Consider the following 21,132-nt stretch of genomic DNA (forward strand, 5'->3'; position numbering starts at 1 on the left):
CATAAGAAAAAGTCCCCCTTTACAAGGAGACTTCAGAAAATATAGACAGGCTGGCACAAGACGCACTTGTTTATACTCCGCCCATCATTTTTACTTTGCTCCTTGCCTATCTCTCTGGATAGAATTAAAGGATTATTTAATTTTTTATACTATATCACAAATTAAAAACTATTTCAAGAAAAAAATTATGTTTTTTATGATTGTCTTAGATAAGCATCAGTGATTAGCTTCTTTATCCGCTTTTTCCTTATCTTTTGGATCCTTTTGATTTTCTTTGTCTGCTGCTTGAGCTGGCTCATCATCTAATGCAGGCTTTTCGGCAGCTGGAACTTCTTCTGATGATGGTTTTGAAGAAGCTTCCGCGTCAACAACCCGCTCGCTAAGTTCTGCTTCAGGAGATGCAGCTGGATGCTCGGCATCTTTGGGAGCTTGCTGGCTGCTTGCTTCAGTTGAAGCTTGCTTGTCAGATGCTTCCTTCTCTTGTTCAGACGTTCCGTCAGCCTCGCTCTCTTTTACCACTTCCTTATTTTCTTCAGCTTTGCTTTCAGTAGCTTCTTGATTTTTTAAAGCAGTAATTTCTTCAGCTTTTGCATCAGTAGGCTGATTATTATCAATGCTGCCCCCCTGAACATCTGGGAAATGCTGTGCTAAAGCCTTTGGAATTTGCTTTTCATTCAATTCAAGCTCTGCTTTGGGAATATGATTATCACTGACATTGATATAAGTCACCGTCTTATTTGGTTCCTGCAGCGCTAAGGTTGTGATTTTATTCTTGTTGACAGCCAGATTGTCTAAAGCCCTAAACTGATTAATTCCTTCCAAGTTTTTCAACTCATTCTCACCCAAGTTCAAATTCTTCAAGGAAGACTGAGCGGCTGGAATGTCTAAAGTTTTAATCTTGTTTTGTGTTGCAGACAAGGTGACTAAATTCTTAGCAGCTTCAACTCCTGCTAGTGAAGTCAAGCGATTGCCGTTTAGGCTTAGAGTTGTCAGATTTGGATTAGATTTCAGGAAGTTCAAGCTCTCAACATTGGAATTGTCAGCTGTTAATTCTTCAAGTTTGGAAGCTTTAAGGGTATTAAGATTTAAGTTTGGGTTGTTGGATAAGAAGAGTCTTGCTAGATCTTCTTTTTGGCTCAGAGCAGACACATCTTGCAGCTGATTGTGTTCTAAACTCACTGCTTTTAATTTTGAAAGTTTCGACAAAGCAGAAATATCAGAAATATTATTGTAGTCAAGATTCAATGACTCTAGATTTTTCAGCTTAGCCAAAGGCGAGATATCGGTAAGGTCATTTCCCGCTGCCGCCACTGTTTTGAGGTTCGGATAATCCTTCAAGAAAGACAAATCAGTGATGCCATTCTGCGAGATGTCTAAGCCTTCCAATGTCGGAATTTCTTTTAAGAAATCATAGTTAGTAACGCCTGTCTTTGTCATCCACAGTTGTTTTAAATGCTTAAATTGCAGGACTGGTCTGATGTCCTTTATCGGGGTAAAGCCAATTCCCAGAACTTCAATATTCGGCATTAGATCTAAACCTTTTCGTTCCAAAGGATCTTTGCGTTGGCCGATATTTAAGTATTTTACAGTTGCCAGCCAAGCTTTCATCTTTTCCAGATCCGTTTCATCTGATGGAAATGGTGTGTCAGCCGTAGCATGTAAAATATCTTCAATGATTTCATCATCAAATCCTAAGGCCTTCAAGGTTGCCATACCAACTGCATCATGAGCGTGTGGATTTCCATGAGGGTCAAAAGGCTTGGTCGTATCAATCTCGCTGATCAAGGTCGAATGACTATGGTCGCCGTGCGGGTAGATGAATACCTTTCCTTTATCCGTATCACTCACTTGAATCAAGCTTTCATCGATTCCTAATTGCTGAGCCAAATAGGCCTTTTTCTTAGCAATTTCTTCTTCCTCTTTTGATGGAGTAGGCGTAGGGTCAGGTGTAGGAGTCGGTGCTGGTGCCGGCAATGGTTCTGGTGAAGGCTGTGCGTGCCCTCGTCGGCCATAATAGGCATCTTCAGCAGCTTTCTTATGTTCTGCTGGAATCAACGACTCCCACTTCGAAGCAATCAGCTGCTCATAAGGAATAAAATGAGTATGGCCATTATGATCTGCCAACAAGCCTGTAGCCAGCTTGCCTGTTACTCCTGTCCCTCTAAATAAGAATCCATCACTTGTAGGGTAATCAATCCCAGCAAACTGACGCTTATTTGTGCCTTGCTGCTGTGGAGAAGATGGTACAGGACTCGGCTGATAAATATGTCCCGTGGCATTGCCAGAGAGGTTTGGACGATAAGTTGGTACTTGTGCAAGATTAGCTACAGACTGCTTCAAAATGTAATGGTAATGATCACCGTGGCGCACCACGTAGCCGTATTGGTCTTCTGACACGATGTCTTTAGGATTAAAAACATAGCCATCATCGGCAGTGTTCATTTGATTTGTCAGCTGAGCAGAGCCAGAGCCCGCAGGCGCTTGCCCATCTTTTGGTATCAGATAGGCCCATTTACTATTTTTTAAATCAGAATAAAAAATAAAATGCGTATGGCCATCATGCTCTAAAATCAGACCTTCACTAGTTCTAGCCTTAATTTGAGACTCGCTTTTAAAAAGAAAGCCATCATCCGTCGGCTTATCAACACCAGGAACTGCCCCATTTTTACTAGCTTTGCTTTCCTTTTTCACCTCTCGCTTAACTTTTACCTTTTCCTTGCTGTTCTCCTGATGAGATGACTGAGACTGGCAAGCCGCCAAGCAAAGATTACAAGCTAAAATAACTCCTGCTAAACTTAACAATTTTTTATTGAATGTCATATTTCCTCCTCAATGTTTAACCAGTTAATTATTAACTAGTTAACTATATCACACAAAGCAGATATTGGCAAGAAAAAAATAGAGACAAAATAAAAAACAGAAAAAATCTGTTTTTCATCTCCTATTATAACTATCTAAGCTTTTTGCTTCTTTGAAAAAGAAAGGGATTTGATTCCGTAAAAGACAAAGCCAAAGACCAGATAAGCTACAAAAATAATCAAGCACATCTTGATGACATAGGGCCATTTGTATTTATAGACATTCAAGAAAAAGTAAGGAAAGGGATTGTCCTTGGCTCTTGGAATGTCAATCTTGAGAAAAAATCCGTTAAGGAGGGAGAAGGCCATGTAAATCAAGGGGACACTTGTCCAAGAAATGGGGTCAAACCAACGATACTGCCGAGTTTTATCAAATACAAGAGTATCAAAGAAAAACATAAGCGGCACAATGTAATGGCAAAGGAAATTTTCCAAGCGATAAAAATCCGTCGCAATCGGAGCTAGGAGTAAGTGATAGACAACACAGGTAATCATGATACACATGGTCACGCCGCCCTTCACGCGCAACAGCTTGGGACACTCCCAGTTATTGTCCGTCCACATTCTAAAAATGAGGTAGGCGATAAATAAAAGAACCAGAAGATTGGACAAGACCGTGTAGTACATCAGCATCCCCCAGCCGTATTTAGCGATTTCCAGATAGACTCCGACAAAAGCTAAAATCAGAAGAAGGAGGCGATAAGCAAAAATTACTTTTTTATTCATAGGGTTTCTCAGATTTTTTTGACAAATTCTGACTTGAGCTTCATAGCACCAAATCCATCAATCTTACAGTCGATATTGTGGTCGCCTTCGACAATACGGATATTTTTCACACGCGTTCCTTGTTTGAGATCCTTAGGAGCACCTTTGACTTTCAAGTCCTTGATTAAGGTAACTGTGTCGCCATCAGCCAACTGATTGCCGTTCGCATCAATAGCCACTGGACCAGCTTCTGCTACTTCAACTTCTGCTGGATCCCATTCGTAGGCACATTCTGGACAAACCAAGAGAACACCGTCTTCATAAACGTATTCTGAGTTACATTTAGGGCAATTTGGCAAATTATTCATTAAATCATTTCTCCTTATAAGCGGACAGACATTCAAAAAAGAACAGAACCTGAATGACATCCATATTTTACCGTCTTATTATACGATATTTTCTCTTATTTGACAAATGAGTCCGGAAAATCATCCTATTTTCAAAAATTTTTCTTGACTTTTCTGACAAAACAGTGTACTATTCTAGTGTATATACAGTTAATAAAAGGAGATTCTAATGAAACCAAAATCTAAAAATCAATTTATGACCCTAACTGCTTTTTTGACAGCATTAGCCATCGTTATCCCACTGGTCATGCCGATTAAGATTGTCATTCCGCCTGCTTCCTTCACTCTGGCTAGCCACGTTGCAATCTTTCTGGCCATGTTTCTCTCGCCTCTGATGACAGTGATTGTCGTCCTCGGCTCTACCATCGGATTTTTTATGTCCGGTCTCCCTTTCATCATCACACTGAGAGCCCTGTCTCACCTGCTCTTCGGTACTATCGGAGCTCTTTATCTGCAAAAGCATCCTGAAACACTGGACAGTCAGAAAAAGACTTGGATCTTTAATTTCGTGCTGGCCTTGATTCATGCCTTTGGCGAGGTAGTGGTCTGCATTCTCTTTTACACAACGACAGCCTATCCAGCTAATGCCTTCTACATCTTATTCGGTTTAGTCGGACTTGGTACAGTCGTTCACAGTATGGTAGACTTCGTCATTGCTAAATTTGTCTATCAGGCTCTGAAAAAGATTCGTTAAACCTTGAATCTTCTAAAGTTTTGATTTACAATGAAGATATGACAAAAAAACGAAGAAATGATGTATTAGAGCTTTTAAAAGAAGCTCGGCAACCTTTAAACGGACAATTTTTGGCAGAACAATTTCATGTCACTCGCCAAATCATCGTTCAGGATATTGCCTTGCTGAGAGCCGATGGTGCTCCTATTATCAGTACCAATAGGGGCTATCTCTATAAAGAAAGCAATCAGCCTGCTCATTTTCACCGCCTTTTTAAACTCAAGCATAAGGCCGACGATATCGAAGCCGAACTTTTGGCCATCGTTGATAATGGCGGACGAGTGCAAAATATCATGATTGAGCATCCTGTCTATGGGGAAATCCAGACCTATCTGAAATTGACCTGCCGTCGCGATGTGCAGCAATTTTTAGAGCAGATCACAGAGAGCGATTTTCGTGCCTTATCCGAGCTAACAAATGGAATTCACTACCATTTAATCGAGGCAGATTCTCAGCAGGACTTAGACTATATCGAGGAAGCCTTAGCTAAACTAGGCTTTCTGCAAGAATAAGCGCGACGCAAATATTCTAGATTTAACCAGTTTTGAAAGGAAGTCAAAGCTGGTTTTTCCGTTTTGAAATGACCAAGAAACTTTGTCAACTTCCTAGAAATAAGGTAGAATAAGAGAAAAGAAATCTGTAGGGGGACAGAATGGCAGCAAAAGCAAAATACCAAATCATCATGGATAAAATTATCAGGGATATTGAGAAGGGAAAGCTTACTACAGGTCAAAAGATTCCCTCTGTCCGCAAGCTAGCAGACCGCTACCATTGTAGCAAGGACACTGCCCAAAAGGCCCTGATTGAACTCCGTTATCAGAAGTACATTTATGCCGTGCCTAAGAGTGGTTACTATGTCTTGGAAAATGACCAAAATAAAAAGGAAGATATCGAGCTGGCTGTTACAGACGACCGCCATCAGGCCTACGAAGACTTCCGCCTGTGTGTCAATGAAACACTGATTGGTCGAGAAAACTATCTTTTCAACTACTATTCCCAACAAGAAGGACTGGAGGAGTTGCGACAGTCAGTCCAGCGCTTGCTCTTGGACTCCGCAGTCTACACTTCTTCAGACAATCTGATTCTGACTTCTGGTACCCAACAAGCCCTCTACATTCTCTCTCAGATTGATTTCCCCAATGGCAAAGACACCATTCTGGTTGAGCAACCAACCTACCACCGAATCAATGATTTACTGCTAAATCAGAAATTGCCTTATGAGACCATTGAACGTAAACCGACTGGGATTGACCTGAAAGAGTTAGAGAGGATTTTTCAAACAAGGCGGATTAAGTTTTTCTATACGATTCCCCGTTTCCACTATCCACTTGGACACTCCTACACCCGTCAGGAAAAGGAAGAAATCCTTGCCCTAGCTATGCTCTATGATGTCTATATCGTTGAAGACGACTATCTGGCTGACTTTGACAGCAAGCGGGAACTACCCTTTCATTATCTAGATGACAGCCAGCATGTCCTCTATATCAAGTCTTTTTCTACCAGTCTCTTTCCTGCCCTGCGCATCACGGCCTTGGCTCTGCCACCACAGATTCAGAAGACATTTCTTGATTATAAAAGAGCGGTTGACTACGACAGCAACCTCATCATGCAAAAGGCTCTCTCCCTCTATATCGACAATCTGATGTTTGAAAAAAATCGTCTGGCATTATTAAAACGACTAGAAACTGAAAAAAATAAGGCACAATCCCTCTTGGACGCCCTTCATTTCCCTCTGCCACACCAGTTGACAACAGATGGCGTGATTTTTGACCTCAAATCCCTCCCCTCGGTCAGCTCCCTCAAACATAGCAAGCTGCCGCTGGACTTTTTTGAAAGCAGCTACATGCAGACTTGCCCCTACCACTATGCCAAGTTATATTATGACGATTTAAAAGAAAATCTGGAAAAATTTAAAGACTATCTAAAAAAGAGAGTGGGACAGAAATCGGTAATTCGTTAGAATTCGATTTCGTCGTCCCACCTCCGCACAGTTGAGTAGGGCTGTAAAAGCTGATGAAATCCGCGTAGTAGAGTCCACTCAACCACTGCGTCTTGCTCGACAATCCAAAAACAATTGAGAGGCTAGGACTTTTGTCCCAGCCTCTTTTCTTTGAATTTCTCCTTGTTTATCAGGCATCCAACATTCCAGCCTGCAGCTGGTACATTTTCTTATACGTTCCATTTTTCGCTAGAAGCTCTTCGTGATTGCCCGCCTCAATAATGCGCCCTTTATCTAAGACATAGATGCAATTAGCATCCTGAATCGTAGACAGTCGATGGGCAATGGCAATGGTGGTTCGGCCCTGCCGCATTTTCCGTAAGGAATGCTGAATCAGCTCCTCAGTTTCCGAATCGATATTGGCAGTGGCTTCATCCAAAATCAAGATTTTAGGCTTGGTCGCGATGGTTCTGGCAAAGGCCAAAAGCTGTCGTTGGCCACTGGAGAAGGTGGAGCCGCGCTCAGTAACCGGACTATCATATCCCTTAGGTAGCTGGCTGATAAAGTCATGGGCATCCACAAAAAGAGCTGCTTCTTCGACCTCTGCTTGTGACAGACTCTCCTGATACATGCGGATATTGGAGGCAATGCTACCGTGGTAGAGGAAGGGATCCTGCAAAACAAGACCAATATTCCGTCGTAACTCTGCTTGACTGTAGTCTCTGATGTCTCTGCCATCAATAAGAATCTTACCTTTCTCAAATTCATAAAAGCGCAGGAAAAGGTTGATAATAGAAGATTTGCCCGAACCCGTTGGCCCGACAAAAGCAATGGTCTCGCCTTGTTTGACGCTAAAGGAAATGTCCTTTAGAATCTCCCTCTTTCCGTCATAGGAAAAGCTCACATGCTGAAAGTCAATATTGCCTGCCTGAATCTCAGGTCCTTCTTCTGCTTGCTCAGGCTCAAAGTCTCGACGATCCATCAGTTCAAAAACGCGCTCCGCAGCCACCATCGATGTCTGAAGAACAGAGTAATTTTGCATGACATCAATCAAAGGATTGAAAAGCTGGTTGACATACTGGATAAAGGCATACATGACACCCGCAGTTACTCCAGCTACTTGCCAGCTCAAGCCAAAATAAGTCAGAATGACTGCATAAGCCAAAATTTTCAGCAAGGACATGGCCGGTCGCAGAAAGAGGCTGTTAACATTCAGATAGCGATTGCTAAAAGCCAAATGTTCCCCATTGATTACTTCAAATTCTTCTAAAAGCCGCTTTTCCTGACCAAAGGCTTGGATGATCCGCATCCCTTCAATACTCTCAGAAAGTTTAACGTTGAGGTCGCTCAGTCTGGCTCTAACTTGTTTAAGCAAGCGATTAGAGAGCCGCTGATAAAGCACAATCGAGCCAAGCATGATGGGCAAAAAGAGGACAATCAGTAGAGTCAGTCGCCAATTCAGAGCCAGCATAGTTGCGACTGTGACCACTAAAATAAGCATGGAACTGAGAAAATTTGAAAAAATACTACTAAACATATCAGCCACTGACTGGGTATCATTGGTCAAGCGAGAAACGATAGCCCCTGCTGCTGTCTGGTCAAAGTAAGCCATTCGTAATTGCTGCATATTCGCAAAAGTTTCCTGCCGAAGATCACGAACAATGCTGTAGGCCACCCGTGCAAAAGCATATTGCCCCAGAAAAGTAAGGAGCACCCGCAAAAGAAAGAGACCATAGTAAATCCCCAGCAGATAGAGACCGCTTGTGGCTGCTTCTCGGCTGACAAACTGGTCAATATAAGAACGAGCCAAGAGTGGCAAGGCCGTTGTCACCAGTGTTGTCGCAAAAATAAAGACTAGAGCCAGTAGACTACTCCATTTGTAGCGCCACATATAACCTAGGAGGCGTCTAAAAGTTGAGTGTTTTGTCATTTTGCAGACTCCTCCTTGAAACGTTCATATAGTTGCTGATTTTGATAGGTTTGAGCATACCAGCCCTGTGCTGCTAGAAGTTCTTGGTGAGTACCTCGCTCCTTGATGTGCCCATTCTCCAGCACTAAAATCAAATTCGCATGGACAATGGCTGACAGACGATGAGCAGTGATAATGGTCGTCTTGTCAGCTCGCTCCTGCTTGAGATTTTCTAAAATCACATGCTCGGTCTTGGCATCCACTGCTGACAAGGAATCATCCAAGATCAAAATTTCTGGATGTGTGATGAGGGCTCTGCTCATAGCCAAACGCTGCTTTTGACCACCAGAAAGCGAGACGCCCCGCTCACCAAGCAGCGTATCCAAACCATCCGGCATAGCCTTAATATCCTCATAAACACCACAAAGCTGGGCTGCTCGGATAACTTGCTCATCTGACAGTTCTGGATTGGCAAAGCGGATATTGTCCCGAATGGACAGAGCAAAGAGTATCTGATCCTGAGGCACATAACCAATCAGACTGCGCAGATCCTTAAGGCTATACTCTCGAATATCGTGACCATTCAGATAAATTGCTCCTTCCTGAATATCCTGCTCCCGAAGCAAGAGGCGCAGCAAGGTGGTCTTCCCAGATCCAGTCGGTCCGACAATTCCCAAGGTCTGCCCCTTGTCCAAAGCAAAATGAATACCCCTCAAAGTCACTTCATTCTCATAAGCAAAGTAATCTATCTCATAGTCCAGTCGACCATTTTGAATACTGGCAAGTGGCTGCTGGGCTTCCTCGACATCCGACTCCTCCGCCAACAAGTTCTCGATCCGTTCATAAGAAACAGCTCCCCGCTGGCTGATATTCACTAGGTAACCCATCGCCTGCAACGGCCACACTAGCATATCCAGATAAGTCATAAAAGTAACCAGCTCACCGACTGTAAATTGACCTTGGGAGATAAACATTCCTCCGAAAATCAAGGTCAGAACATAGGATAAGCCGACAAAAATCAGCACCATCGGGTCAAACAGGGAATTATACTTAGCAGCTAAAATATTCTTTTGATAGACTTCTTGGTTGATTGCTACAAAGGACTGGGTCTCCGCCTCCTGATAGCCAAAGGACTTGGTTACTTTAATCCCAGCTACGCTTTCTTGAACTTTGTTGTTGAGATCTGAAAAGGCCTCCTGAGCCGCTTTAAAGCTCTCGTGATTCTTCCGACCAATCAGACTGGTTCCCCAGGACAGAAAGGGCAGAGGAAGAATTGCAATCAGGGTCAGCCGCCAGTCCAAGACCAGAAACATGGTGATGAGGGTCACTAAGGCCGTAATAGAAGCATCTACCGCTGACATAACACCACCGCCAGCCACGCTGACTACCGCATTGATATCATTGGTTGCATGAGCCATGAGGTCACCCGTTCGGTATTTTTGATAAAAACTTGGCGGCATTTGCGTAAAATGCTCAAAAAGCCGAAAGCGTAAGATGCGTCCCAGATTATTTGCTGTGCCAAAGATGTAGAGCCGCCAGACATACCGCAAACCATACATGATAAAAGCTGATAAAATCAGAAGAAAGAGATTATAGGCGAGTTCTCCAGCAGTCAGACTCCGCCCAGCAATTCTATCTATGACCTGTCCAATGACTCGTGGTGGAATCAGATTAAAAACACTGACCAGAGACAAGGCCAAAATGCCGATAATATAACGCCGCTTTTCCAATTTGAAAAACCAGGCCAGTTTTCTGATAAGATTCATTTCACTTCCTCATTCCAAACAAAGGACGGACAGCCCTTAATCCGACTGTCCGTTTCTCACTATCTCTATTATACGCTATTTCAGACAAAAATGAAACTCAAGTAAGTTCTGATCACTTTTTCTTAGTTAGGGAAAAACTGGTATCCAGCAAATCAAAAAGCTGCTGATCCGACAGCGTTCCATCCAAAGGCAGGCTGAGCCAGTATTTTTTATTCATATGAAAGGCGGGATAAATCCCTTTTTGCTGAATAAGCTCTTCAACTCGGTCACTCTTGACATTTAGAACCTCAATCAGACCACTGCGATCCTTCTCAAACTTAGACCAGTCGGTCGTCAAAAAAGCTCCGTACCATTTCTTGCTATCCTGATGGCGAAAAACAGCTGCCCCATTAGTGCTTTTCCGAGAGAATTTCTCCCAGAGATACTCTAACTGCCCCTGATAAGTAGCTGCCACATAAGAGCTCAGTCGCTGACTTTGCTCATAAAGAAAGCCTACCTCCTCAAAGCAATTCTGCCGAATGTCCAGCAGAACCTCCTGACAGGCCGCCCTGACTTGACCGACAAATTCTCCTGTCATACTCTCCATCTTAACCTGCCGGTACTCATCACCGGTATCCAAGTCAAGCACCTGAAAATCTAGCTTTCCATCGGAAATCTGCACATCCATCTGGAAGTCGTCATCCATTATCTCAGTCGAATAGCTGTACTCTGCACCAGACCTGACAAAGCCATAATCCAGCAAACTTTCTTCCCTCAGCCTGTATTTGTCAAATAAATCCAGCATGAACTTTCCTTCTAAAATACCACTCTGGTCCCATGTAGTTGATCAACACCCAAAGTGTCAGCAATCTCAGCACGATTGTCTAGGTTAATCCCACCACCAGGTAAAATTTCTATCCGCCCTGCCGCATGCTCAATCAATTCATCCAGCCAAGCCAAATGCTCTAGAATGGACTCTGCCGCTGGCCCGCCGTGAGTCAAAATCCGCTTCACTCCATGTTCTACCAGCCAGTCTAACTCCCCAAACTGATACTCAGCAGGAATCGCATCAAAAGCCATATGAAAGACCACATCTAGCCCCTGAGCGGCTTCTAGCAACCGCTCCATCTTAGGATAATCGATCTCATTATTTTCTGTCAAAACACCAAAAACTAGGCCGTGGCTGCCCGCCTCACGTGCCTTCTGAATATCCGAGAGCATTATCTCAATTTCCAGATCAGAATAAACAAAATCTCCACCACGAGGCCGAATCATGGTCATCACAGTCGCACCATAAGGCTGAGCCAGCTGGACTGCAGCTTCAATGACACCGTAGCTAGGCGTTGTCCCACCGACTGTCAGATTGTCACACAACTCAATCCTCCTTGCTCCAGCTTCCAAAGCCTTGTCTACCAAAGTCACATTCTCCGCACAAAATTCGTAAAGCATGGTATTACCTCTGATTTAATATATTGATTTTCTCTATCTATTATAACACAAAAATCCCGCTGAGTTTAGCTGCTACCAAATTTTCTGCATTCTTTTTTACACCAGTCCAGCCACTGAATCTGATAATCCGACTGAGACAAAATCCTATTCTGTAAATCAGCTATTGAAAAGATTCCTCTTTGCTCACAGGCTTGGACACAGTATCTGTAAAAATCCCAGTTGAGCTCGTCTCCATCAAAATAGACTGGAATATCCAAAAGCCCAGCACGATAGGCCTTAAAAGCTCTGCTATGTCCATCGGTAAAGAAAATCTTACCATCCAAGCGTTTTATGGGTAAGGGAGACATCTCCCCAGCTTCGAAATCAATACTAATCTTGTCTAGCTTGTTCTGTGAAAGATAAAACTGACTAGGCTGAATCTTCGCAAGAGGTAAGCTTAAATCCAAAGCGTAGGCCCATCCTTTCTCCTTAGGAACTGTTTGGTAAAAACCAATCGCTTCAAACATTCGGCGTGAAGCTTGATTAAAATCAAAAATCTCTTGGACAGTCAGCTGATGATAACCCAGCGAACGCCCACGATCAACCAAGGCAGAAATGACTTTTCTTCCAATCCCCCGCCCCCGATAAGCCGCATTGCCTATCAGAATAGGCAAATCTTCCTGCCAAAAAGTCACATCACCAATTGGCAACCAACGCTCCTGTTCCCATACCTCGATAAAATACACTTCGCCCCGTTCCGCCAAATACTCATACATCTTTTGAATCCGTTCCAGTGAGTATGGATTTCTATTTCCATCAATCAAATAAATCACCTCTGGATCCTGATACCAATCAAAAGCTAACTCAAACTGACCATCATAAGCCCGCAAACGCAGGCCATTATCAACCATTATCGACTCTTCTTGTCTGACATTTGGAATAGGCATCTTTTCTCCTTTACAACTGAAAAACGATAGTATAAAAACTCCACTTGAGCTAGTGCAAACTGGCATCAAATGAAGTTTTTGAAAATGAGATTAAAGCAAACCCACACTGAACTGGATTTTCACATGATTATCTTGAAGACTGACCTTGTCAATACTGAACTGCGACTGAGGCAAAGAGAAGATGAAATGATCCCCTTCGATTGCAATAGAGTTATTATTGGCCGCCAGATGCTGTTTGAGAATAGCAGTCACCAGAGATTTAGGGATGGGAAACTTCCCCAACTTAGCACTAGTAATATCAAAATGCAGAGCATTATTTATAAAAACCACATCCAAGTCCAAATCCACCTTACTATCCACAAAGGCCAATTTAAGAGGATACTGGACTCTGAGTTTGTCTCCATTGATACTGTAAACAGCCTCCAGCAACTCCTTATTCTGATCATCTGACAAGAAAGTTTTTAAGAGCTGATTAACCTGGGCAGTGTTGAGAGATACTTCTGTACTGATTCCCTGAGCTGTAACATTGGCATTGCTCAAAGCCGGCTCAATGATACTGGTCCAAGAAGCGCTGCCTTCAATATTTTTTAATTGTTCCTTTGAGTTGACTGATGATGGTACTAAAAATATGACCGCTGCCAGAAAGAGCAATATAGCAAACCCAAACAGTTTTCTAACTAGTTTAAACATAGTATTTTCCTTTACATTTCAACATCCATTCTATCAACAGACATCAGTATTTATCTTATTTTACACTATTTTCCGATGTTTTTCTGTAACAAAACCATTAAGAAAATGACAGTAGGATAAAAATATAAGCAATCTGAAAAATCAGCCGTTTTTCAAATAGCAAAAAAGAGAAGACCGAGATGTCTTCTCTTTTTCCAGAATCATTTCTATAAAATTCTATTTATTTTTTTCGACGTGGTCAGCCAGTTCTTCCTGTGCTTTCTTATTTGAAGCAGCCATTTCTTCTTCCCATTTTTTCTTAGCAGCTTCATATTCCTTCGCTGTCACAACGTCAGACTGCAGTTTAGTCAACTTAAAGTTGAATCCTGAAGCGCCCTTAGCCCCTACAAGAGAGTAAGCCTTACTAAACGGCACTGACTTCGTCACACGCGGAGTTGCACCTTGAGAAACTGTCGGCATAATCAAACCGCTGTCAATCATCCAAGCCTCTGCTTCTGCGTATTTTTCATAACGAGCTTGGACATTTGTAGTTTCTGCATTTGCTTCTTCAAGCATGCTAGTATATGTATCTAAACCAAGTGCTTTAACTTTTTCATTATTCACGTCTTGTCCAGGTTCAAAACCAAAGTTTTGCAGACTTCCTCCGTTTTTAATATTCAGAGTATCCAAATAAGTAGATGGATCTTGATAATCCGCAGTCCAACCACCACCAGAAAGGTCATAATCTTTTTGAGCAGCAGTATTTGCAAAGTAAGTAATATTATTAATATCATCAGTACTCATCTTCTGCAGATCAATGACAACATTTTCTGCACCAAGGTTTGATTCGATGGACTGTTTCATTGAACTTGCCCATTGAACTGAAATTGAGCTTGACTGATCAACCGGCATGTCCAAATGAATTGGGAACTCCACTCCTTTAGCTTGGAGAGCAGCTTTTGCTTCTGCAAATTTTGCTTTTGCTTTTTCTGGATTATAGTATGCATCCTGAGCGTCTGAGAAATCCATATTTTCCCATTGAGTACCGTATTTTACTACTTTTTCTGAGACTACTTCGCCAAATGTTTTATCCCCAATTTGAACAAAAGTAGGCGGAACCAGCAAGTTTCTCAACAGTTTAGTTGCACCAGCTTCACCATTTCCTTGAGCTCCGTATGAGGTACGGTCAAACGCAAAGTTCACCGCTTGACGGAACTCTTTATTCATAATCGCTTCATTAGTAGCAGACTTTTGAGCGTCAGTTGTTTTGGAAGTGTGATTATATGCTTGACGGTTGTAGTTAAAGTTAGCGTAATAAGAAGTTGAGTCTTGTTCGCTGTAAATAATGTTATCAGCGTATTTCTTCTGAGCTGCAGCAAAACCAGAGCTATTTGGGTACAGACGAGCAGCACTATAAACGCCATCATTAAAGTTACGAATGAGAGCTTCCTGGTCCGTTCCATCATAGTAAGTTAGTTTAATATTTTCAATGCTAACTTTATCCTTGTCATAGTAGTTTGGATTTTTAACAAATTCCATCACAGACTTTGAAGTCAAAGCTTTCAAAAGGTAGGGACCATTGTAAAGGATACTTGATGGTTTCACAGAACCAAAATTGCTTCCTTCCGATTTAACAAATTCTTCATTTACTGGGAAAAGAATGGTACTAGTCGTCTTAGAATTCCAGTAAGGTTCTTGCCGAGTCAGTGTGTACTGAACAGTGTAGTCATCCAGAGCTTTGACACCAACATTTGCAAAATCTTTATCTTCTCCTCTTACGTAGGCATCCAAGCCTTTGACAGAATCTTGCACCAAGTAAAGAGCTTCTGAATTTTCATCAGCTGCATATTTCAGACCAGCTACAAAGTCTTTTGCTTTCACATCCGCATATTCTTCACCTTCAGAAGTATACCATTTCGCATCTTTTCGTAGCTTATAAGTATAGGTAAGACCGTCTTCCGAAACTGTCCATGACTCTGCCAGAGATGGAATCAAATTCCCGTATTCATCATTTTCTAACAAGCCATCGACCAAATTAGTGATCACGTCAGAAGTCGTTGCACGGTTTGCAGTAAGGTAGTTCAAGCTATCAGGATCTGATCCATAAACATAGGTATAAGTTGAAGTACTGGATGTTGAATTCCCACAACCAGACAGTAACAGGCCAGCACTAAGTACGACACCAGTTGTAATAAGCCATTTAGATGCTTTCATTAATAAACCCCTTTTAATGTTATATTTTATAACATGGATAATTATATCAAAAAAAATATAAAAAGTAAATAGATAGAGGAGGAAAAACAACAAATATGTATGAATTTTCTAAAAATATTAGCCAAAATATAGAAACTTTGACAAACATTTTTTAAAAGAATATAATAAAATAAAGGTAATTAAGTGAGGAAAGATGATGGCCGATTCTAATTATATCACTCGTCTCAAACGTTCTGAAGGACAATTGAGAGGAATTCAAAAAATGATTGAGGAAAATCGAGATTGTTCAGATGTCCTTACGCAGTTACTAGCTGTTCGCTCTAGTGTTGACCGCGTTATTGAGATGGTTATTACAGAACATTTGACAGAGTGTTTGGAAAATCCTTTGGAAAACCCTCTGGATCAAAAGGAGCGTATTGAAAAAGCTATTCGTTTCCTCATCAGCCGAAAATAAGAAGGCAGTATCAAGCGCTCCTCTTGCTCTACTAATAGACAACCAAAATTGTAAATAAAATTATTTTTTTCACATGTACACACTCCCCTTGCCTCATATTTTATAGAAAGAGATTCAAATGGACCCATACGTAGCAGTCAAAGAAAAATTAAAAGAATTGGATATTTCTTTTGAATTAGTTGAACACGAGCCTGTCCTGACGACAGAGCAAGCCGACTCCTTCATAGAGGGCATCGACGGAGTCCGCACCAAAACCATGTTTCTCACCAATAAGAAAAAAACAGCTTATTACTTGCTGATCATGGATGATAAAAAAATGCTGGACATGGATTTATTCAAAGATTTAGTTGGAGCTAATCGTATTAGAATGGCCTCCTCAGACAGTCTTTTCGAAAAAATGAAGTTACCTCCTGGCACCGTCTCTCCTTTTGGCCTTTTAAATAACGAAAGCAAAGATATCGAAGTCTTTTTTGACAAAGAAATCATGGATGAAAAACGCATGTGTTTCCATCCTAATACAAATGAGAAAACACTTTTCTTAGACACTAAGGATATCCTAACCTTCCTAGAAGCTATTGGTTACACGCCTCATATCATCGAATTATAAATCTATAACAAAAACGATTCAACTGCAAAATTGAATCGTTTTTTTATGTATCATTTAATCTCTCCTGACCAAGCGTTCATGCCACCCGAAACGTTGGTCACATCAAATCCTTGCATGGCAAGAAACTGGCAAGCTGCTGCTGAGCGTGCCCCTGCTTGGCAAATAATATAATATTTATACTGTGGTTCAAGGTTTTTATAGCCCGTTTCCAACTCACTTAGAGGGAGATTGGTAGCAGTCGGGATATGACCCGCTTGAAATTCATGTCTTTCACGCACATCTACGATTACCAATTTTTCAGATTGATACTGCTGCTCTAAGTCAGCTGCTGAGATGGTTTTCATTTTTCTACTCCTTCTGGTTTTACCATTTTGTATAAAGCATAAGCTCCGTCTAGATTTTTCACTGCAAATCCTGCTTGTTTTAAGATTCGCTCCGCAATATAGCTGCGCAGACCGCTGTGACAGCTCACGATATATTCTTCTTTTTTATCCAGCTCACCCAAACGTTCCCTGAGTTCATTTAGCGGAATATGGACTGTCTTATCCACCTTCAAGCGCCCTTGCTCAAATTCATTGAGTGTTCGGACATCTAAAAAGAGTTTCCCGCTTGCCAGCTCATCTTTCAGCTGGTGCCATTGGATATTTTCACTCAAGCCTTCTGCTAGATTCATAGCTGCATAGCCCAGCATATTGACTGGATCCTTGGCTGAGCCAAAAGGTGGTGCATAGGTAAATTCCAGCTCTGGCAAATCAAAAATCGTCAGATTTCCTTTAATAGCCGTCGCCAGAATATCAATCCGCTTATCAACGCCTTTTTTACCCACACCTTGAGCACCATAGATTTTGCCAGTTTTTGGCTCAAAGAGCAATTTCAAGATCAAGTCAGTCGCACCTGGATAGTAGCCTGCATGATCCTTACCGCTGACATGAATCGCTTGATAAGGCAAGTGATTTTGCTGAAGGAAACGCTCGTTCAGGCCTGTTGAAGCAGCTGTCATGTCAAAGACACGCACAATAGCCGTACCTATACTTCCCTTATTCTTCCGCTCCAAGCCAGCAAGCACATCTGCTACCTGACGTCCTTGTCGATTAGCAGGCGAAGCTAGAGCAATCAAAGCATCATCGCCAGTAATTTCCTGCTTGACAAGGATGGCGTCTCCGACTGCAAAAATATCTTTCTGACTCGTCTCATAATGTTCATCAACTAAGATTCCCCCACGAAGACCTGTCTCAATGCCGGCTGCCTTAGCCAAGCTATTTTCAGGCTGGACCCCGACAGAGAGAATGGTCACATCTGAAGTCAATTTTTGACCGTCTTCCAAGACGATTACTTTGCCATTTTCTTCGAAGCGAGTCGCTGACTGGGAAGTGATGACTTTCACTCCCTTATCGGCTAATTCCGCTTGAACAAAAGCTGCCATTTCCTCATCAAGTGGTGGCAAGACATGCGGTGCCTTTTCTACGATTGTCACATTCAAGCCACGCTTGCGCAGATTTTCAGCCGTTTCCAGACCGATAAATCCAGCACCGATGACCACAGCCTCTTGAGGCTCTTCATCCAAGGCTAACATGATCTGATCCAAGTCTGGCACATTGCGCAAAGTGAATACATTAGTTGATTCTGAAAGTCCTTCAATCTCAGGAATAAAAGGCTTCGCCCCCGGTGAAAGAATCAGCTTGTCATACTTCTCTGTGAACTCTGAACCGTCATGAACCACCGTCACCGTGTGCTCTTCAGGAGAAATTTTCACCACCTCATGAAAAGGTCGCACATCCAAGTTAAAGCGCGCCTTGAGACTTTCAGGTGTTTGAACCAAAAGAGCATCTCGCTCAGCAATTTCACCAGAAATATAATAAGGCAGGCCGCAGTTCGCAAAAGATACAAAAGGACCTTTTTCAAAAATTACAATTTCAGCATCTTCCATCAGCCGTCTTAAACGTGTTGCTGCAGACATACCGCCTGCAACTCCACCAACGATAATAATTTTCATTTTTTAACCCCTTCTACTTAAATGGTTTTCCCTGTCCAAGCGCTCATACCACCGCGGACATTGACAACATCATAGCCCTTTTTCTTCAGCTTTTTCGCTGCCATCTTGCTCCGCATGCCTGAATGGCAGATGACGTAAATCGTCTCCTTTTTTGCTGGTGCAAATTGACCAATTTGGCTCAAAGGAACATTCTGAGCCTCTTTGATATGTCCTCTACGAAATTCGGATGGTGTCCGTACGTCAATTAGTTGGATATTGGACTTCAACCGCTTCTCCAACTCATCTGTTGAAATACTATCTATCTTTGTAAAAAAATGAAACATATTTTTTCTCCTTTATACCCCTATAGGGTATATTAAAACACTAAGAAGAGAAAATGTCAAGGAAACGATTTCAAAACTAAATAAATCAGCAGATATTGCCGATTTATTTTTTAAAATTCAAAATTGGGATTTTTCTTTTGTCCGCTTCTTTTTCGGTTCTTGTCTTTGTTACCCAGTCCTCGATGGCCTTAATTTCCTCATAAGCAGTACTTTTAATTAAAATTTGATACAGTTCTGGATTATTGCAAAGTGTATCGTAATTAAAAACAAGTTTAAAAAATCTAAACGGATACCTATTTATAAACTCAGTTAATTCCTTTATTGATATTGGCATCAATTTAGATAGTTCATTATATATATCACGTTGACATTCTAATGTTTCGGGTAAATTATAATCCATATTTAGCGAATAACTTGGGAGTGAGTATATTCTTTTAATTAATAAATTTTTAGGAAGCTCTATAAGTTTATCTGAACGAGAAAAATCCTTTAAAAAATTATAAAATAGATACAATAATAAACTATATGAAAATCTTGGTGTCCATTCATCGAACTCTCCTTTCCCGTCTTTATCAATCCATAATAAATAGTCTTTAGCATAAAACTTTAGTGGTTCTTCTCCTTTATGTCTATACTCTAATTCTTCAAAAATCGGTAGTAAGATATTATATTTTAACTTTTCCTTATTAAATTCTTTATCTAATTCAGCATAATATTCTAAAGTAGTTTCAATCAAACGATCATTCATATCTTCAGAAAGAAAATTATTTTTAAAAAAATGCTCTTGAACTTCATTATCCAAATCATATAAATAGTTTGCTGCGTAAAATTCTTGGAAAATATTATGGACAAAGTAATAAGATTGTCCCTCTTCATGTATGATACATAAACAAGTTATCAAATCAGCAAGAAAATCTTCAGCTCTTGTCGAAGATAAGCCTTCATCATTTAATACCCTATCTAGCAAAGAACGAATCTCACTTTCTGTAAACTCTGATTTCTTTCCATTATTTTCAAAATAAGTGAGAAAACATAGATAAGAAATCACTCGCATCATAGTAGACTCAGGTAACTTGGTTTTAAACTCTCTAGTTAGAGCAACTAATTTTGAATGATCATGTTCTTTATATAGCAGTCGGTAAGAATCTTTGATAAATAGAGCTTTTTCAGTCGGAAAATTTGCATTTCTTTCAAACATTTGTAACATCAAAAAAAGCAATATAGGATTTTCTGCAAATGATTGATATTCATCATATAACCGTTCTTCTAAGCTCTTAATAAATCGTTTAAACACCTCTTCTTTTGGCTCTGATATAGGCAATGTACTGATGCGCTTTATTAATGCTATTGATTCCTCTTTACTTAAGCCATTCGTTTGGTAGGGATGAAATAAAGAGGCATTATTTATATGATTAAAAGGTAATTTCCGACTAGTTACAAAGATTGGATTATTAGAATATTTAGTGGCTAATTCTTCTATCTCTGTCGCCGCTTGTTCCATATTATTTGAAGCTATTTCATCAAAAGCATCCAAAAGAAAAATAAAACGCCCTGTTTTGGCCATATATTCAAAATACTTAAATTCTAAATCAAACCCTAATACTTTAGCTTCTTCATATATAAAATTTAAAAATTCCCTTCTTTTCTTCGAATCAAAATTATATTTCCTCAATTCAATATAAATGGGAATTCTTTGATTATTATTACTCGTAGCTTTTTCAATCTCCTTAAGAAAAAAGTACTTCAGCATGGTTGATTTACCAATGCCACCATATCCATAAATCCAAGCATTATTAGATTTTTCTAAAATATTATCTAAATCAGCAGTATAACAGCTCACATGACTTATTTCTGATTTTAAATAAGTGGGCTGGAAAATAGAAAGCAAATCGATATTATTTGTACCGCTTAACACAAACGGAATATTCTTCACTCTCTTAAATGAACCCTCAAAATAGGATGTAAAACTTTTATTAAATCTAGTTTCAAATTTTTCCCAATTTTCTACACCAAAGTCCATCAACTCATCTTTTAATTGAATCAACGTATTATTTAACAAAGCTGAAATAGCTAAACCCAAAAATCCCATATTGCCCTCCTTAGAATATCCTTATAACAACTCCATTATACAAAAAAAACATTGCAGGTAGCAACTGTTTCTTTTAAAACGATTTCAATTTTTTCCAAAAATAAAAATCCCA

At 40.7% G+C, this 21,132-nt stretch carries 19 protein-coding genes; 5 read left to right on the forward strand and 14 right to left on the reverse strand.

Annotated elements, in window-relative coordinates; genetic code table 11:
- Nucleotides 1-216: 216 nt before the first annotated feature.
- The 3 genes from FZ952_RS02010 to FZ952_RS02020 form a co-directional block, all read right to left on the reverse strand.
- Nucleotides 217-2,820, reverse strand: a complete 2,604-nt coding sequence (locus tag FZ952_RS02010; RefSeq protein WP_148880389.1) for a pneumococcal-type histidine triad protein — start codon at nt 2,818-2,820, stop codon at nt 217-219.
- 134 nt (nt 2,821-2,954) lie between these two features.
- On the reverse strand, nt 2,955-3,584 hold the full coding sequence (locus FZ952_RS02015) for a Pr6Pr family membrane protein (protein ID WP_148880390.1): 630 nt from the start codon (nt 3,582-3,584) through the stop codon (nt 2,955-2,957).
- A gap of 8 nt (nt 3,585-3,592) precedes the next feature.
- A complete protein-coding gene (locus FZ952_RS02020) occupies nt 3,593-3,931 on the reverse strand; it encodes a zinc ribbon domain-containing protein YjdM (protein ID WP_148880391.1) in 339 nt (112 codons plus the stop codon).
- A 208-nt stretch (nt 3,932-4,139) separates the two neighbouring features.
- On the opposite strand from FZ952_RS02020, the gene FZ952_RS02025 reads away from it, so the two are divergent.
- From FZ952_RS02025 to FZ952_RS02035, 3 genes are all read left to right on the forward strand, one after another.
- Nucleotides 4,140-4,664 (forward strand): ECF transporter S component, encoded by a 525-nt coding sequence (locus FZ952_RS02025; protein WP_148880392.1) that lies wholly within the window; start codon nt 4,140-4,142, stop codon nt 4,662-4,664.
- 38 nt (nt 4,665-4,702) lie between these two features.
- The gene (locus FZ952_RS02030) at nt 4,703-5,215 is read left to right on the forward strand and encodes a transcription repressor NadR (RefSeq protein WP_148880393.1); all 513 of its coding nucleotides are present in this window, start codon (nt 4,703-4,705) and stop codon (nt 5,213-5,215) included.
- A 140-nt stretch (nt 5,216-5,355) separates the two neighbouring features.
- Nucleotides 5,356-6,663 carry a PLP-dependent aminotransferase family protein gene (locus FZ952_RS02035; RefSeq protein WP_148880394.1) on the forward strand — a complete coding sequence of 436 codons (1,308 nt, stop codon included), beginning with the start codon at nt 5,356-5,358 and terminating at the stop codon, nt 6,661-6,663.
- Between the two features lie 169 nt (nt 6,664-6,832).
- Here FZ952_RS02035 and FZ952_RS02040 read toward each other — a convergent pair whose 3' ends face one another.
- From FZ952_RS02040 to FZ952_RS02070, 7 genes are all read right to left on the reverse strand, one after another.
- On the reverse strand, nt 6,833-8,572 hold the full coding sequence (locus tag FZ952_RS02040; protein ID WP_148880395.1) for an ABC transporter ATP-binding protein: 1,740 nt from the start codon (nt 8,570-8,572) through the stop codon (nt 6,833-6,835).
- Nucleotides 8,569-10,317 carry an ABC transporter ATP-binding protein gene (locus FZ952_RS02045; RefSeq protein ID WP_148880396.1) on the reverse strand — a complete coding sequence of 583 codons (1,749 nt, stop codon included), beginning with the start codon at nt 10,315-10,317 and terminating at the stop codon, nt 8,569-8,571. The genes FZ952_RS02040 and FZ952_RS02045 overlap by 4 nt, the downstream gene beginning before the upstream one ends.
- Before the next feature lie 112 nt (nt 10,318-10,429).
- Nucleotides 10,430-11,101 (reverse strand): MmcQ/YjbR family DNA-binding protein, encoded by a 672-nt coding sequence (locus tag FZ952_RS02050; RefSeq protein WP_148880397.1) that lies wholly within the window; start codon nt 11,099-11,101, stop codon nt 10,430-10,432.
- A gap of 11 nt (nt 11,102-11,112) precedes the next feature.
- The gene (locus tag FZ952_RS02055; protein ID WP_148880398.1) at nt 11,113-11,745 is read right to left on the reverse strand and encodes a copper homeostasis protein CutC; all 633 of its coding nucleotides are present in this window, start codon (nt 11,743-11,745) and stop codon (nt 11,113-11,115) included.
- A gap of 65 nt (nt 11,746-11,810) precedes the next feature.
- Entirely contained in the window at nt 11,811-12,671 is an 861-nt protein-coding gene (locus tag FZ952_RS02060; RefSeq protein WP_148880399.1) for a GNAT family N-acetyltransferase, read from the reverse strand.
- Nucleotides 12,672-12,761: 90 nt separating this feature from the next.
- Nucleotides 12,762-13,361, reverse strand: coding sequence for a hypothetical protein (locus FZ952_RS02065; RefSeq protein ID WP_148880400.1), 600 nt, complete (start codon nt 13,359-13,361; stop codon nt 12,762-12,764).
- A gap of 216 nt (nt 13,362-13,577) precedes the next feature.
- A complete protein-coding gene (locus FZ952_RS02070) occupies nt 13,578-15,554 on the reverse strand; it encodes a peptide ABC transporter substrate-binding protein (protein WP_148880401.1) in 1,977 nt (658 codons plus the stop codon).
- 196 nt (nt 15,555-15,750) lie between these two features.
- Between FZ952_RS02070 and FZ952_RS02075 the strand changes: the two genes are divergently transcribed.
- Together FZ952_RS02075 and FZ952_RS02080 are read left to right on the forward strand one after the other, a co-directional pair.
- Entirely contained in the window at nt 15,751-16,008 is a 258-nt protein-coding gene (locus FZ952_RS02075) for a metal-sensitive transcriptional regulator (protein ID WP_037616256.1), read from the forward strand.
- 118 nt (nt 16,009-16,126) lie between these two features.
- A complete protein-coding gene (locus tag FZ952_RS02080) occupies nt 16,127-16,615 on the forward strand; it encodes a prolyl-tRNA synthetase associated domain-containing protein (RefSeq protein ID WP_148880402.1) in 489 nt (162 codons plus the stop codon).
- Between the two features lie 50 nt (nt 16,616-16,665).
- On the opposite strand, the gene FZ952_RS02085 is transcribed toward FZ952_RS02080, so the two are convergent.
- From FZ952_RS02085 to FZ952_RS02100, 4 genes are all read right to left on the reverse strand, one after another.
- Nucleotides 16,666-16,959: a rhodanese-like domain-containing protein gene (locus FZ952_RS02085; protein WP_148880403.1), complete on the reverse strand. Its 294-nt coding sequence runs from the start codon at nt 16,957-16,959 to the stop codon at nt 16,666-16,668.
- Nucleotides 16,956-18,608, reverse strand: coding sequence for an FAD-dependent oxidoreductase (locus FZ952_RS02090; protein ID WP_148880404.1), 1,653 nt, complete (start codon nt 18,606-18,608; stop codon nt 16,956-16,958). Before FZ952_RS02090 ends, FZ952_RS02085 begins: the two co-directional genes overlap by 4 nt.
- A 17-nt stretch (nt 18,609-18,625) precedes the next feature.
- Nucleotides 18,626-18,931: a rhodanese-like domain-containing protein gene (locus FZ952_RS02095; RefSeq protein WP_148880405.1), complete on the reverse strand. Its 306-nt coding sequence runs from the start codon at nt 18,929-18,931 to the stop codon at nt 18,626-18,628.
- 103 nt (nt 18,932-19,034) lie between these two features.
- Nucleotides 19,035-21,020 (reverse strand): NACHT domain-containing protein, encoded by a 1,986-nt coding sequence (locus FZ952_RS02100; protein WP_148880406.1) that lies wholly within the window; start codon nt 21,018-21,020, stop codon nt 19,035-19,037.
- Nucleotides 21,021-21,132: the final 112 nt, after the last annotated feature.

It is taken from the genome of Streptococcus sp. Marseille-P7376 (assembly GCF_902460385.1).
GTDB classification, from domain to species: domain Bacteria; phylum Bacillota; class Bacilli; order Lactobacillales; family Streptococcaceae; genus Streptococcus; species Streptococcus sinensis.